Origin of the sequence: Burkholderia multivorans ATCC BAA-247 (genome assembly GCF_000959525.1) — a bacterium.
Lineage (GTDB): Bacteria > Pseudomonadota > Gammaproteobacteria > Burkholderiales > Burkholderiaceae > Burkholderia > Burkholderia multivorans.
Map to the genome: position 1 here is coordinate 536,115 of NZ_CP009831.1, position 15,082 is coordinate 551,196.

The following is a 15,082-nucleotide window of genomic DNA, read 5'->3' on the forward strand; positions in this document are numbered from 1 at the left end:
TCCGTTCAATGAAATCGTCGAGGAGAGCCGGCATGCACGAACCGCATTCGCCCGGAACGTCGCGCGCCGCGCCCGCCGACGGCGACGCCGCCGACACGGGCGGCGCGCCGGGCACCGGCATGCTGCAGCGGGCGTTCGCGATCCTGCGCGCGCTGGCCGGCATGCAGCAGGACGGCGTGCGCGTCACGCATCTCGCGAAGGCGGTCGGCCTCACGCAAGGCACCGCGCATCGGATCCTGCAGTCGCTGATCGCCGAAGGCATGGTCGAGCAGGACGAGCGCTCGAAGCTGTACCGGCTCAGTGTCGACTTCTTCGCGCTCGCCGCGCTGGCCGGCAATCCGAGCAGCATGCGCACGCTGTGCCGGCCCGCGCTGCTGCGGCTCTGCGCGAGCCTCGGCGAGACGATTTTCCTGCTCGTGAAGAGCGGCTTCGACGCGGTGTGCCTCGATCTCTGCGAGGGGCCGTTTCCGATCCGGTCGTTTACCGGCGACATCGGCGGGCGCGTCGCGCTCGGCGTCGGGCAGGGCAGCCTCGCGATCCTCGCGTTCCTGCCGGAAGCCGAGCGCGAGGAGGTGATCCGCTTCAACGTGCCGCGCATTCGCGGCTACGGCGTGCTCGACGAGGTCTATCTGCGCACCGAGATCGACCGCGTGCGGCAGCTCGGCTACGCGGGCCGCAACAGCGGCGTGCTCGACGGGATGGCCGGCGTCGCGGTGCCGATCCTCGATCGCACCGGCTATCCGGTCGGCGCGCTGAGCGTCGGTACGCTCGCGTCGCGCCTCGGCGACGACCGGATGCCGATGGTCGTCGAACTGCTGCGCCGCCAGGCCGAGGCGATCGGCCCGCGCACGAATCCGTTCGACGCCGCGCTGCGGCGGCCGATGCACGGGCTGTCCGGGAAAGCCGGATAGGCGCGGCAGCGTCGGGCGCTACCGCACGGCGTTAGTGCATCGGTAGCCACGGCGGGCCGTCCCATGCGTTCAACGCGTCGAGGAACGCGTTCAGCTTCGCGCATGATCGATCGCTGCGTCGGTACACGATCCGCACGCACGCGCGACTCGCATCATTCGACCGGATGCAGATCCTGCAGCAGCGTCGGCAGCAGTTCCGACACGGTCGGGTGAATATGCATCGCGCGGCTGATCGTCGTATAGGGCGCCCCGGCCGTCATCACGTCGAGCAGCGTATGCACGACCTCGTCGCCCGTCACGCCGAGGATCGATGCACCGAGAATCGCGTGGTTGTCCGCGTCGACGATCACCTTCATGAAACCCTGGCTTTCGCCCTTTTCGACCGCGCGGCCGACGCGCGTCATCGGCCGCGTGCCGACCAGCAGCTTGCGGCCGCTTCGTTTCGCTTCCGCGAGCGTCATGCCGACGCGGCCGAGCGGCGGATCGATATACATCGCATAGGCGGGGACGCGATCGGAGACCTTGCGCGGATCGTTGTCGAGCAGATTCGCCGCGACGATCTCGTAGTCGTTGTAGGCGGTATGCGTGAACGCGCCGCGGCCGTTGCAGTCGCCGAGCGCCCAGATGCCGTCGACGTTCGTGCGCAGCTGCTCGTCGACCTTGATGTAGCCGCGCTCGTCGGTATCGACGCCCGCGCGGTCGAGCCCAAGATCGTCGGTGTTCGGCACGCGGCCGACCGCGAGCAGCAGATGCGAGCCCGTCACTTCGCGGCCGCTGCCGCCGCAGTCCAGCCCGATCGCGATGCCGGCGCCGTCGGGCCGTGCGCTCAGGCAATTTGCGTCGAGCTGCACGTCGATGCCTTCGTTTTCGAGAATCTCGCGCACCGCGTCCGAGACGTCTTCGTCCTCGCGCCGGATCAGCCGCGGGCCTTTCTCGACGATCGTCACCTTCGAGCCGAAGCGGCGATACATCTGACCGAACTCGAGCCCGACGTAGCTGCCGCCGACGATCACGAGATGATCGGGCAGGAAGTCGACGTCCATCATCGACGAGTTGGTCAGATAACGCACGGTGTCGAGGCCCGGCATCGGCGGTATTTGCGCGCGTCCGCCGACATTGATGAAGATGCGGTCCGCTTCGAGCAGCGCGTCGCCGACGCGCACCGTCTTCGCGCCTTCGAAGCGCGCGTGCCCCTGGAACACGGTCGTGCGCTCGAGCCCGCGCACCCATTGCTCGACGCCGTGGTTCGAGCGGCCGGCGATCCGGTCCTTGCGCGCCTTCACGGCCTTCATGTCGACGGTGACGGCGCCGCCGACCGACACGCCGTATTCGCTTGCGCGCCGCGCGAGCTGCGCGGCGTACGCGCTCGCGATCAGCGTCTTGGTCGGAATGCAGCCGGTGTTCACGCACGTGCCGCCGAAGCGGCCGCGTTCGACGATCGCGACGGTCATGCCGGCTGCCGAGAGCCGTGCGGCGAGCGGCGGCCCGGCCTGGCCGGTGCCGATCACGATCGCGTCGAAGTGTTGCGTCATGGCGTTCTCCTGCGCTGGTGGATCGGGAAACTGCGGGCGGGCGAGCCCGCATGCGACGGCGGCGTCCGTCCGCCCGACGATGTCCGGGCGGCGCGCACGCAGTTTTCATTCCTTGCGGCGCCACTGCGCGAACGGCACCGGCCGGTGCGGATCGGCGCGCGTGACGGTGACCTGGTCCGGCTTGTCGTCGACCGGGAACGACTCGGTGTCGACTCGGTTCGCGAACAGCCAGCCGTGCGTGCGCGCGTCGTAGCGGAACGTCACGTAGTCGCTCCAGTGCTGGCCGCATGCGACCTCGTTCTGCACGGTGAAATAGCGCCCCTTGACCGCGAGCCCGTGATCCGCGACGTCCTCCCGGTCGAACGGATCGCACTGCGGCGCATCGTTCGCGCGCAGCACGACGCTGTCGTTGCGCGCGGCGAGCCGATAGCCGTGATCGGGCCGTTCCTCGTAGATCAGCAGCGGGCGCGGGGACGGCTGCGCGCGCGTGTCGACCGCCCGATGCACGACGACGAGAAAACTGCGCAGCCCGTTGCCGAGCGCAGGCCCTTCGCGCGCGATCATCGGCTCATAGCCGGGCGGCAGCTGCGCGGCGATCGCCGGCGGCAAATCGTCGGCGAGCGTGGGGCCGGACAGCGCGGCGAGAAGCGGAAGCAGCAGGCGAAGCGGTCGCATGGCGGTGGGCGGGGCAGGCCGTCGGACAACGGGAACGGACGCGGAACGCGCGCGGCGAGGCGCACGCGGGCGCGCTCGTCGCGCGGCGCGTGCCTCTACGAGCATAGCAGCGCCCGTCGGTCTTTGCGTCGCGCTTTCAGCCGCGCGCAAGGCGTGCCAGAATCGGCGGCTGGAACGCAGGAGCGCGCGGCGTCGTCGCGGCGGCGTTTCGTTCGAGGAGACTTCGATGACTGCAACGGCCGCCGTATTCGCGATTCTCGCCGCGCTGTGGCTCGGCGCCATGATTCCCGGCCCCAGTTTCGTGCTGGTGGCGCGCAATTCGATCGGCCTGTCGCGCCGCGACGGCCTCGCCACCGCGCTCGGCATGGGTGTCGGCGGCATCGCGTTCGGCGGCGTCGCGCTCGCCGGGCTCTATACGCTGCTGCAGACCGTCGAATGGCTCTATGTCGGGCTCAAGATCGCGGGCGGCGCGTATCTGATCTACATGGCGTCGAAGATCTGGCGCGGCGCGGATCGCCCGATCGCGATGGACGACTCGCGGGCCGCGCCGGCCGGCAGCGCGCGCAAGTCGTTCCTGACCGGCCTGACGACGCAGCTCAGCAACCCGAAGACGGCGATCTGGTACGGCAGCATCTTCGCGGCGCTGCTGCCGCAACATCCGCCGCTGTGGTGCTATCTCGCGCTGCCGCCGCTCGTGTTCGGCGTCGAATTCGGCTGGTACACGATCGTCGCGCTGTGCTTTTCGACGCGGCGGCCGCGCGAACTCTATCTGCGCGCGAAGAAATGGGTCGACCGCGTCGCGGCCGGCGCGATCGCGCTGCTCGGCTTGCGGCTGATTCTGAACGCGCCGAAGGTGGGGATCTGAGCGGTTTGGGTGCTGCTGGGTTGTTCGGCCGGCGGGCGCTGTGGCTGGCGGCGTCGGTCGCAGCGGCGGACGTTGTGCGGCGCGATGCACGGTGCCGCTTTTGCGCGTCGCTGCTGGCGCAGCGAGCTTGATCGTCGCCGCTTCGGCTTCCGCTCCTTGCCGCTCGCGACGCGATACGGCGTCCCGCCCGTGGCGCGTCACGGCGGGGCGCGATGTGCGACGGCTCGACCTGGCCGCGCCGTACCTCGTCCGGCGGGCGCGCGCGTACTCGTCCCGTCTCCGATTCCGCTTTCAATCCTCGTCCTTCCCGGTGGCCATACCGCATCCCGCCCATCGCGCTCCAACCCGACGCCCGATGCGCGACGACTCGACCTCGCCGCGCCATCCCTTGCCCGACGGGCGTTCGCGCGCATTCGCGACTTCGGTTCGCACGCCGCTTCCGCGATTCTCGCGGTCGACCGCGCGTCGGCGTGTAAACTGCTGCCTTTTTTGACTGTCTGCAGCATGGTGCAAGCTCCTCCACGCGCTACGCTGAGCGGTCCGACCCTCGTTCGGCTGCTTGCGCGCATCGTCGATGCCGACGTCGCGGCTTCGCCGCAGACGCTGTCGGACCGGCTGAGCCAGTGGCTCGGCTGGACCGACGCGATCACGCTGTCGTCGGCGCTGAACGCGAGCCCGCCCGGCGTCGCGGCCGGCGTACGCGGCCACGACGCGGAGCGCGACTGCGCGCGCGTGCGTCACGACCTCGCGCAGGCGATCACGGCGCTGAACCGTCCGCGCGCGCGACGCCGTCCCGGCGAACTGCCGCCGCCCGCCGCGGACACGGCCGATTTCGCGGATTTCCGGCAGCGCTATCTGCAGCTGCAGCAGGAGATGGAAACGGCGATCGGCCAGTTGCGCGGCCGGCTGCGCGTCGCGCTCGCCGCGCGCTCGTCCGGAATGGCGCGGCTCGCGACGCTCGACGCGATCATGGAGCGCGTGCTCGGCGCGCGCGAGCGCAGCCTGCTGTCGACCGTGCCCGCGCTGCTCGGCACGCGCTTCGAGCGGCTTCGCGAAGCGGAACGGCAGGCGCTCGCCGAGGCGTCCGCCGAGCCGGATGGCGACGCGCCCGCCGATGCGAGCGTCGCGGCGCAGCCGCCCGCGGCCACGCCCGGCGCATGGCTCGACACGTTCCGCGACGAGATGCAAAGCGTGCTGCTCGCCGAACTCGAAGTGCGGTTTCAAACGGTGGAAGGGCTGCTCGCGGCCCTTCGTACCTGCTAGGTCTGTCTACATATGTCCAGAATTCGTATTGATCTCGTTGTCTTCGCTGCCGGTCTGCTCGCCGTGTGCTGGATCGCCGCCGGCTATGTCGGATCGAATCCGCTCGCGTCGGCCGTCACGCTGCTGATCGGCGCATGCTACGTCGCGGGCGCGTGGGAACTGCTGCGCTACCGGCAGGCGACCGCGGCGCTGTCGCGCGCGGTCGCGGCGCTCGCCGAGCCGCCGGCGCGGCTCAACGCGTGGCTCGACACGCTGCCGGCCGGCCTGCGCGGCGCGGTGCGTGCGCGCGTCGACGGCACGCGCGTCGCGCTGCCGGGCCCGGCACTGACGCCCTATCTCGTCGGTCTGCTCGTGCTGCTCGGCATGCTCGGCACGCTGCTCGGGATGGTCGTGACGCTGAAGGGCACGGGCGCCGCGCTCGAAAGCGCGACCGATCTCGATGCGATTCGCGCCTCGCTCATTGCGCCCGTGAAGGGGCTCGGGTTCGCGTTCGGCACGTCGATCGCCGGCGTCGCGACGTCCGCGATGCTCGGGTTGCTGTCGGCGCTCGTGCGCCGCGAGCGCAGCGAGGCCGCGCAGCAGCTCGACGCGCGGATCGCGACGACGCTGCGCGTGCATACGCCCGCGCATCGGCGCGACGAATCGTTCCGCTTGCTGCAGCAGCAGGCCGACACGATGCCCGCGCTGGTCGACCGGCTGCAGACGATGATGACGACGCTCGAGGCGCGCAGCGTCGCGCTGCACGAGCGTCAGCTCGAAAGCCAGCAGGCGTTCTTCGACCGCACCGAGCAGGCGTATGCGCGTCTCGCGTCGAGCGTCGGCGCATCGCTGCAGGAAAGCGCGGCCGAAAGCGCGCGCGTGGCCGGTGCCGCGCTGCAGCCGGTCGTCGCCGCGACGATGACAGGGCTCGCGCAGGAAATGGCGGCGCTGCGCGACACGGTGTCGGGCGCGGTGCAGCGTCAGCTCGACGGCCTGACGAACGGTTTCGAGGCCGCGACCGCAAACGTGACGGCCGCGTGGCATCGCGCGCTCGACGCGCAGCGCAGTGCCGGCGATGCGGTCGCACAGCGGCTCGACACGACGCTCGGCCAGTTCGCCGACACGTTCGCGCAGCGCTCGGCGGACTTGCTCGACGGCGTCGCGACGCGCCTCGAATCGACCGAAGGCCGTCTCGCGGATGCGTGGCGCGATGCCTTGTCGCGTCAGGAGCAGGTCGGCGAAACGCTGGCCGGCCAGCATGCGCGCGCATTGAGCGACGCGGCAGCGACGTTCGAGCGCCATTCGGCGTCGACGCTCGCCGCGATGCGCGACGCGCACACGCATCTGCAGACCGAACTCTCCGCGCGCGATGCGCAGCGGCTCGCCGCATGGAACGACTCGCTCGCCGCGATGGCCGCGAAGCTCGGCGACGAATGGCAACGCGCGGGCGCGAAGAGCGCCGACCGTCAGCAGGAAATCTGCGACGCGCTCGCGCAAACGACACGCGATCTCGCTGCGCAAGCCGCCACCTTCGAACAACGCTCGAACGATCTGCTGACGACGATTCGCGACTCGCACACCGGTCTGCAGACGCAGCTCGCCGCGCGCGACGAAGAGCGTCTGTCCGCATGGAATGAATCGCTGGCCGCGATGGCGGCGAAGCTCGGTGACGAATGGCAGCGTGCGGGCGTACACAGCGCCGGCCGTCAGCAGGAAATCTGCGATGCACTCGCCCAAACGACGCGCGATCTCGCTGCACAAGCCGCGACCTTCGAACAACGTTCGAACGATCTCCTGACGACGATCCGCGACTCGCACACCGGCCTGCAAACGCAGCTTGCCGCACGCGACGAAGAACGTCTGTCCGCATGGAACGAATCGCTCGCTGCGATGGCGGCGAAGCTCGGTGACGAATGGCAGCGCGCGGGTGTACACAGCGCAGGCCGTCAACAGGAAATCTGCGACGCGCTCGCACAAACGACGCGCGATCTCGCTGCACAGGCCGCCACCTTCGAACAACGCTCGAACGATCTGCTGACGACGATTCGCGACTCGCACACCGGCCTGCAGACGCAGCTCGCCGCGCGCGACGAAGAGCGTCTGTCCGCATGGAATGAATCGCTGGCCGCGATGGCGGCGAAGCTCGGCGACGAATGGCAGCGCGCGGGCGTACACAGCGCCGGCCGTCAACAGGAAATCTGCGACGCGCTTGCACAAACGACGCGCGATCTCGCCGCACAAGCTGCCACCTTCGAACAACGCTCGAACGATCTGCTGACGACGATTCGCGACTCGCATACCGGCCTGCAAACGCAGCTTGCCGCGCGCGACGAACAACGACTGTCCGCTTGGAACGACTCGCTCGCCGCGATGGCCGCCGCGCTGCGCGACGAATGGCAGCAGGCGAGCGCACACGCAGCCGCGCGTCAGCAGGACATCTGCGATACGCTCGCGCGCACCGCGAACGACATCGCCGCGCAGGCGCAGGCACAGGCGAGCGACACGATCAACGAGATCGGGCGGCTCGTGCAGGCCGCATCGGAAGCGCCGAAGGCGGCGGCCGACGTCGTCGCCGAACTGCGTCAGCGGCTCTCGGAGAGCATGGTGCGCGACACCGCGATGCTCGAAGAACGCAGCCGTTTGCTCGCGACGCTCGAAACGCTGCTCGGCGCGGTCAACCACGCGTCGACCGAACAGCGCGCGGCGATCGACGCGCTCGTCAGCACCTCGGCCGATCTGCTCGACCGGATCGGCACGCGCTTCAACGACACGGTCGACGCGCAAAGCCGCAAGCTCGATGCAGTCGCCGCGCAGGTGACGGCCGGTGCGGTCGACGTCGCGAGCCTCGGCGATGCGTTCGGCGCGGCCGTGCAGGTATTCGGCGAGTCGAACGACAAGCTGCTCGCGCATCTGCAGCGCATCGAGGCCGCGCTCGAGAAGTCGCTCGCGCGCAGCGACGAACAGCTCGAGTACTACGTCGCGCAGGCGCGCGAGGTGATCGATCTGAGCATGATGTCGCAGAAGCAGATCGTCGAAGATTTGCAGCAGATCGCCGGGCGGCGCACTTCCGTCGGAGCGTAAGCGATGCACGAGGAAATCGACGGCGGCGCGGAAGCCGCGCCGGTCTGGCCCGCGTTCGCCGACCTGATGTCGGTGCTGCTCGGCGCGTTCGTGCTGATCCTCGTCGGCGTGATCGGCATGCAGCTGCAGCTGACGTCGAAGCTCGAGGAAGCCGTGCGTGCGCGCCAGCAGGAAGCGCAGCAGCGCAAGACGCTCGAACAGGCGCTCGCGGGGCCGCTTGCGGCCGGCCGCGTGACGCTCGTGAACGGGCGTATCGGGATCGCCGGCAACCTGCTGTTCGCGCTGAACTCCGACCAGCTGCAGCCGGACGGCCGCGAACTGCTGAAGACGCTCGCCGGCCCGCTCGCCGCGTATCTGAAGACGCGCGATCAGATCCTGATGGTCAGCGGCTTCGCGGACGATCAGCAGGTGCGCGCCGGCAACCGGATGTTTGCGGACAACTGGGAGCTGTCGGCGAAACGTGCGCTGACGGTCACGCGCGCGCTGATCGATGAGGGCGTCCCGGCGTCGTCGGTGTTCGCGGCCGCGTTCGGATCCGAGCAGCCGGTCAGCTCGAATGCCGACGACGAAGGCCGCGCGAAGAACCGCCGCGTCGAGATCGCGCCGGTCCCGCGCAAGTCCGCCTCGAACGGAGGGCCGGCGCGGTGACGATCGACGCGACGCAGGTGCGCACGATGCTCGATGCATGGCGCGAGCAGGGCGCGGCGCGGCTCGATCCGGTGCGCTTCCATCGGCTCGACGCGCTCGAACGGCGCGCGGCCGCACTCGACGGCGACGCGCGCCGGCTGCTCGACGCGCGGCTCGCCGCGCTGGCCGACGAATACGCGCAGCTCGTCGCCCGCACACCGGTGCCGGCCGAACCGGACGCGCCGCAAGCGCATGCCGCGCCCGCGCGCGCCTCGTCGCGCGGCGCGCTGGCCGGACTCGTCGAGCGGCTCTCGCGCGACGCGCAGGCGGACCGGCGTGGCATCGATCCCGAACTCGTCGACTATTTCCGCGCGACCTGGGCGAAGGTCCGCACCGAACAGCAGTATCGGCAATCGCTCGACCAGGTTCCGCGCAATGCGGGGCCGCTCAATTCGAACAGCCTCGTGCACCGGTCGCTGTCGACGATGCGCGAGCTGTCGCCCGCGTATCTGCAGCAGTTCCTCTCGTATGTCGATGCGCTCGCGTGTCTCGAGGATCTCGTCGGCGCCGGCGCGCAGCCCGACAAGGAGGCGGCGCGCACGAAGACGGCGAAGCCCGCGAAGCCGGCGAAGAAGGGCACGCGCACGCGCGTACGCTAGCGCCGCGACGGCAGCGCTAACGGCATCGCATTGCTGCTGTCCGGCGCGCCGCATACGGCATTCGTCATCGCGGTCGCGCGCGCCAGTTCGTCGAGCGTCCATCCACGGCCGAGCAAGAGGCGCCGCGTGTGCAGCGCATCGTGTACCTGCGTCGCAACGGCTTCGCCGAGATAGCGCAGCGCGCGGCCTTCGACGTCGACGAAGCCGTGCCGGTACTCGTGTGCGAGCGCGTTCCACAGCTGCGCCGCGCCGACCGACTGCCGCGCGCCGCTGATCAGGCACTGCCCTGCGTCGAGCGCCCATCGATAGAGCGCGGTCGCGAGCCCGCGGCGCTGCATCGATCCGCGCAGCCGCGTATGCGGCGCGCGCAGATGACGATCGGCGCGACGCGGGATTTCCGGCAGCCGGTTGAACACCGTGTAGCCGGCCAGTTCGCGCGCGGCCGGATTTTCCACGTAAAGAAAGTATTCGCCGTCCGCTTCGCGGTGGCGCACGATCAGGCCCGAGTCGCCGAGCGCGACGGCCGGCAGGCCGTGCAAGCGGTGGCCGCGCTCGTGCAGACGCGCGTAGAGCGCGTCGAGTTCATCGTCGATGTCGTGCTGGGCATGCTGTACGTCGATGCGCATGGCAAAAGGCGCCCGTCCCGGGCGTATCGAGAAGGTGGTTCATCGCAATAGGGAAAACGGAATGGAAGCGGCCCCCGTGCTCGACGCGCGAGCCGGGGCCGCGAATCAGCTGGGGATGTGCTGGAAACCGGCGGCGATCGCGGCGAGGCCCGCGATGCAGAGTCCGAACAGGATCACGATTTTGTGGATCACGCCTCTCTCCTCAAGAACGCGCGGCGCGCAACGGCGGTGCCGCGGAGACGGTGACGACGGGCGACGCCCGTGCGGCCATCGTACGTAGCGATGGTCGGTGTCCGCGCATCGGTTGCGCGCGGACGGTCAGCACCATACGCGACGCGACCGGCGCGGGCAACCGGCTCGACGGAGAAAGGCGACGAAAACGGCGCAAACGCGCGGTTTCGCGACGATCGGTCGCAACCGCGTGCGCCGGGAAGCGGTGTCGTGCTCGAACGAATGGGCGGGCGTCGGCGCGCGATCGCCCCGACGCCCGACGCCCGCGAGCGCGTGCGTCAGGCCGGCTGCCGCGCGCCGAATGCTTGCCTGATCCGCGCGAACAGCCCGTGCTGCGCGATCCATTCGGCGTACGCGCGATAGTCGGGGTCGCGCATCAGATGACGTTCCTCGGTCTTCGCGCGCACGTAGTAGATGAGATTCACCGCGACGAGCCCCGCGCAGTGCATCAGCCCGACCTGCCAGCCGAGCGGCTCGACGAACGGCACCGAGACCATCCAGTACGACAGGTTCTTCGTGATGTAGGCCGGATGCTTCGTGAACCGGTATGGGCCCGACGTGATGATTCCGCGGTTCGTCAGGTTCGAGAAGCGCAGCCCGAACGAGATCGTCGACAGCGCGTACGTCAGCAGCAGCAGGATGATCACGGTGCCCCAGATCACGCGCAGCGTCGGCGCGGACAGCAGCCAGTTGTCCCAGAACAGCGAGCCTTCGTAGCGGATGTAGTTGTTCGAGATCAGCGACCAGAACGGCTGGTAGCAGATCAGCGCGGCGACCCAGCCGAGCGTCGTCGGCTCGACGGTGCGCACGTGGCTGTCGAGAATGCGGAACGTGCACAGATAGCCGACCGTGCCGAACATCAGGTCCATCGTGAACGACAGGTCGTAGAGGAAGACGAACGTCGCGAGCGTCATCGGCGCGTGCAGCGCATTCGCGAGCGATGCGCTCAGATGATCGGCGTCCTTCGACAGATAGACGGTCATCAGCGGCAGGAAGAACGCCTTCACGCCCCAGCCGGCGAGCATTTCTCGCACCGATTGCCAGTTCGCAGGCTTTTCGCGGCGAAACAGGAAGCGGCCCCACAGCAGGTAGGCATCGTCGGTTTCGCGCTGATGGCGATCCATCCACGCGAAGTAGAACGGCGCAGCGACGATCACATACGGCGCGAGCGAGCGCAGCAGCGACCAGAACGGCAGATAGAACGCGCCGTGATACTCGGGCAGCAGCCAGTAGATCGCGCCGATTCCGGCGTAGATCGACGCGAGCGCGCCGAGCCGCGTCGCGACGCGCGCGATGCCGAGCGGCCGCACGGCCTGGCGCGACAGCCCCGCGCTCGGGCGCAGATAGACACGGGAAATCAGCAATTCGTACAACGCGATCGTGCCGATGATCGACAGGCTCGCGACGACCGCGCGGGTCGCCGCGTCGAGGTCGGGACGATCGCGCGTGATCCAGAGCGCGAAGAGGCCGGCCGCGATGCCAAGCAGGCCGGCGCGGAACGGGGTGGCGGAACGGGGCGGGCGGTCCTGGACCGCGGCGATGCCGTCGAGCGTGGAATTCATGATCGGATCCTCGTCAGGATGGGGGCCGGCGTCCCCGCGCGGCGGGTGACGCCGGCCGTCGGCCGGGCTTTGGAATGATGTGTGCCCGGCCATTGGCCTTTGGTTCTAGTGCGTACCGCGTTACTTCTTCGTGCCGCCCAGCAGACCGCCGAGCAGGTTCGTCACCGGCGACAGCAGGTTGCCCGTGCCGCCCGCGGCCGCCCCGCCGTTCGAACTGCCGCTCAGCCCGGCCGACACGGTGCCGCCGCCGGACGGCGTCGTCGCCGCGCCGCCGGCGCCGCCGGTTGCACCGGCGCCCGCACCGCCACCGGCGCCGGCCGTGGGCGGCGTCAGCGTGCCGGTCAGGACGCCGCCGACCGCGCCGGTCAGGCCACCGGCCGGCGTCGTGATCGTGCCCGTCAGGCTCGCGCCGAGCGGCGTCAGCGTGTTGACGAGGTTCGTCACGGGCGCGAGCAGGCCGCCGACACCGGCGCCGCTGGTTCCGCCGGTGCCGCTCGTTCCGCTCGTTCCGCCAGTGCCGCTCGAGCTGCCGATGCCGCCGATGCCGCCGAGCGTGCCGGTCACCGTGCCGAGCAGCCCCGTGATCGGGCCAAGCGGGCTGCCGCTCGTTCCGCTGGTGCCGCTGGTGCCGCTCGTTCCACCGATGCCGCCGAGCGTGCCGGTCACCGTACCGAGCAGCCCCGTGATCGGGCTGAGCGGGCCGCCGCTCGTGCCACTGGTGCCGCTGGTGCCGCTCGTTCCGCCGGTGCCGCTCGAGCCGATGCCGCCGAGCGTGCCGGTCAGCGAGCCGAGGAGCCCCGTGATCGGGCCGAGCGGGCCGCCGCTCGTTCCGCTGGTCCCGCCGGTGCCGCTCGACCCGCTGGAGCTGCCGCCGCCGATGCCGCCGAGGCCGCCGGTCAGCGAACCGAGCAGGCCCGTGAGCGGTGCGAGCGGGTTCGTGCCGCTGCTCGAGCTGCCGCCGTACAGCAGGCCGCCGACCGACGTCGTCGTGGCGCCGAGCTGACCGACGACGCCGCCGAGGGCCTGGCCGACCGGATAGTCCGTCGCGCCGCCGATCTTCGTGCCGGCGAGGCCGAGGCCGCCGCCGAGCGTGCTCAGCAGGCCGTTCAGCGGTGCACCGAGCAGCGTCGCGCTGCCGAGCGTCTGCGTGACGCCGGGCTTGTCGACGCCGCCGGTCAGCGTGTTCGTGATCGGGTTGATCACCTTGCCGAGCTGCGTCTCGAGCTGCTGGACCGGCGTGCTGTTCAGCGCGGTGTTGAGGTCCGAGGCGGTCGAGTTCACTGCGGTGCCGACCGTGTTCGCGAGGTCGCCGACCAGCGTCGTGACGGGCGACAGCGGCGACAACGGGCCCGCGCCCAGGCTCTTCACCGCGTTGCCGAGGTTGCCGACCGCGCCGCCGGTGCCGGTGAGCAGTCCGGTGGTCGACGTGAGCGTCGGGCCGAGCGGGTTCGCCGACACGCCGATCGAGCCGAGGCCGGCCGCGATCCCGTTGCCGACCGACTGCACGCCGTTGCCGAGGCTCGTGACGGCATTGCCGACGCTGGTCGCGGTCGTGGGGTTCGTGCCGGGAACCGTGACGCCGCCGATCTGTGCGCCGCCGTTCGCGACGACGGTGCCGAGCGACGTGACGAGATTGCCGGATTTCTGCAGGACGTTGCCGAGCGGGGTGACGCCGGTGCCGGACGTGCCCGAGGTGCCCGAGGTGCCCGAAGTGCCCGAAGTGCCCGAAGTGCCCGAAGTGCCCGACGTACCCGAGGTGCCGGACGTACCCGAGGTGCCGGAGGTGCCCGAAGTGCCGGAGGTGCCCGAAGTACCGGACGTACCCGAAGTGCCGGACGTACCCGAAGTGCCGGACGTACCCGAGGTACCGGAAGTGCCGGACGTACCGGAAGTGCCCGACGTGCCTGAAGTGCCGGACGTGCCCGAAGTACCGGAGGTACCCGAGGTGCCCGAAGTGCCGGACGTGCCGGACGTGCCGGACGTGCCGGACGTGCCGGAGGTGCCAGACGTACCGGAAGTGCCGGAGGTGCCCGAAGTACCCGAGGTGCCAGACGTACCGGAAGTGCCGGACGTGCCGGAGGTGCCAGACGTACCTGAGGTACCGGACGTGCCCGAAGTACCCGAGGTGCCAGACGTACCGGACGTGCCCGACGTGCCGGAGGTGCCAGACGTACCTGAGGTACCGGACGTGCCCGAAGTACCCGAGGTGCCAGACGTACCGGAAGTGCCAGACGTACCCGAAGTACCGGACGTACCGGAGGTGCCCGACGTACCCGAAGTGCCGGACGTACCCGAGGTACCGGACGTGCCCGAAGTGCCGGACGTGCCCGAGGTACCGGACGTGCCCGAGGTGCCAGACGTACCCGAGGTGCCAGACGTACCCGAGGTGCCAGACGTACCCGAGGTGCCAGACGTACCCGAGGTGCCAGACGTACCCGAAGTACCGGACGTACCCGAAGTACCGGACGTGCCCGAAGTACCGGACGTGCCCGAAGTACCCGAAGTACCCGAAGTACCAGACGTACCCGAAGTCCCGGAAGTCCCCGACGTCGCCCCCGACGTCCCTGAAGAACTACCGCCACCGGACGTCCCCGAACTACCGCCACCCGAAGTCCCCGACGTCCCGCCGCCGCCCGACGTTCCCGACGTGCTCGGCTTGACGGTCGGCGGCGTGGTCGGCCCGTCGACGGAGCCGCAGCCGTACAGCGCGAGAAGCGACGACACAGCCAGCGCGACCGTCGTCTTGTTGAAGTAATGGTGCATGTTGGCCTCGACATTGGAAGTTGTCCGAAGCCCTTATCTGCAAATTCCGCGCCATGCCAACTTCGGCGATCACGCCGGTCGTTTCGTTGCGAAAACCGGGAGTTTCGATGCGATTTAAACGCCGTAGCGCCGATTTCCCGAACGGCCGCTGCGCGACCGCCCGGCGAGTCGCCGTGATGTTCCCGTAAGCTGCCGTAACGCGGCGCGCGATGTTACGTAGCATCGCGCGACGTAACGGCCGTCACCGAGCGCCGCGTCTTTGACGAAACGCGGGCGCGCCGCGAACATGAAGCGGGCCCATCCGGCTG

Annotated in this window: 11 protein-coding genes; 6 read left to right on the forward strand and 5 right to left on the reverse strand. The window is 69.8% G+C overall.

The features are described 5' to 3' along the window. The first annotated feature begins 32 nt into the window (after positions 1–32). Positions 33–911 carry an IclR family transcriptional regulator gene (locus NP80_RS04675; protein WP_006404326.1) on the forward strand — a complete coding sequence of 293 codons (879 nt, stop codon included), beginning with the start codon at positions 33–35 and terminating at the stop codon, positions 909–911. Positions 912–1,063: 152 nt separating this feature from the next. Here NP80_RS04675 and NP80_RS04680 read toward each other — a convergent pair whose 3' ends face one another. Together NP80_RS04680 and NP80_RS04685 are read right to left on the reverse strand one after the other, a co-directional pair. Beyond that, on the reverse strand, positions 1,064–2,443 hold the full coding sequence (locus NP80_RS04680) for an FAD-containing oxidoreductase (protein WP_006411206.1): 1,380 nt from the start codon (positions 2,441–2,443) through the stop codon (positions 1,064–1,066). Between the two features lie 105 nt (positions 2,444–2,548). Further along, entirely contained in the window at positions 2,549–3,118 is a 570-nt protein-coding gene (locus NP80_RS04685; RefSeq protein ID WP_006411210.1) for a hypothetical protein, read from the reverse strand. Between the two features lie 226 nt (positions 3,119–3,344). Here NP80_RS04685 and NP80_RS04690 point away from each other — a divergent pair, with 226 nt between their 5' ends. The 5 genes from NP80_RS04690 to NP80_RS04710 all read left to right on the forward strand — a co-directional run bounded on the left by NP80_RS04690 (position 3,345) and on the right by NP80_RS04710 (position 9,592). After that, positions 3,345–3,983 carry a LysE family translocator gene (locus NP80_RS04690; protein ID WP_006404323.1) on the forward strand — a complete coding sequence of 213 codons (639 nt, stop codon included), beginning with the start codon at positions 3,345–3,347 and terminating at the stop codon, positions 3,981–3,983. 504 nt (positions 3,984–4,487) lie between these two features. Next, positions 4,488–5,246, forward strand: a complete 759-nt coding sequence (locus NP80_RS04695) for a DUF3348 domain-containing protein (protein ID WP_006397892.1) — start codon at positions 4,488–4,490, stop codon at positions 5,244–5,246. Between the two features lie 12 nt (positions 5,247–5,258). After that, positions 5,259–8,306, forward strand: a complete 3,048-nt coding sequence (locus NP80_RS04700; RefSeq protein ID WP_045593127.1) for a DUF802 domain-containing protein — start codon at positions 5,259–5,261, stop codon at positions 8,304–8,306. Between the two features lie 3 nt (positions 8,307–8,309). Next, the gene (locus NP80_RS04705) at positions 8,310–8,954 is read left to right on the forward strand and encodes an OmpA family protein (protein WP_006404320.1); all 645 of its coding nucleotides are present in this window, start codon (positions 8,310–8,312) and stop codon (positions 8,952–8,954) included. After that, the gene (locus NP80_RS04710) at positions 8,951–9,592 is read left to right on the forward strand and encodes a DUF2894 domain-containing protein (RefSeq protein ID WP_045593130.1); all 642 of its coding nucleotides are present in this window, start codon (positions 8,951–8,953) and stop codon (positions 9,590–9,592) included. The genes NP80_RS04705 and NP80_RS04710 overlap by 4 nt, the downstream gene beginning before the upstream one ends. Here the strand turns inward: NP80_RS04710 and NP80_RS04715 are convergent. The 3 genes from NP80_RS04715 to NP80_RS28810 form a co-directional block, all read right to left on the reverse strand. After that, positions 9,589–10,218: a hypothetical protein gene (locus NP80_RS04715; RefSeq protein ID WP_006408944.1), complete on the reverse strand. Its 630-nt coding sequence runs from the start codon at positions 10,216–10,218 to the stop codon at positions 9,589–9,591. The genes NP80_RS04710 and NP80_RS04715 overlap by 4 nt on opposite strands. A gap of 509 nt (positions 10,219–10,727) precedes the next feature. After that, positions 10,728–12,011: an isoprenylcysteine carboxylmethyltransferase family protein gene (locus NP80_RS04720; RefSeq protein WP_006404315.1), complete on the reverse strand. Its 1,284-nt coding sequence runs from the start codon at positions 12,009–12,011 to the stop codon at positions 10,728–10,730. 120 nt (positions 12,012–12,131) lie between these two features. Further along, positions 12,132–14,774: a collagen-like triple helix repeat-containing protein gene (locus NP80_RS28810; protein ID WP_080939075.1), complete on the reverse strand. Its 2,643-nt coding sequence runs from the start codon at positions 14,772–14,774 to the stop codon at positions 12,132–12,134. Positions 14,775–15,082 lie beyond the last annotated feature (308 nt).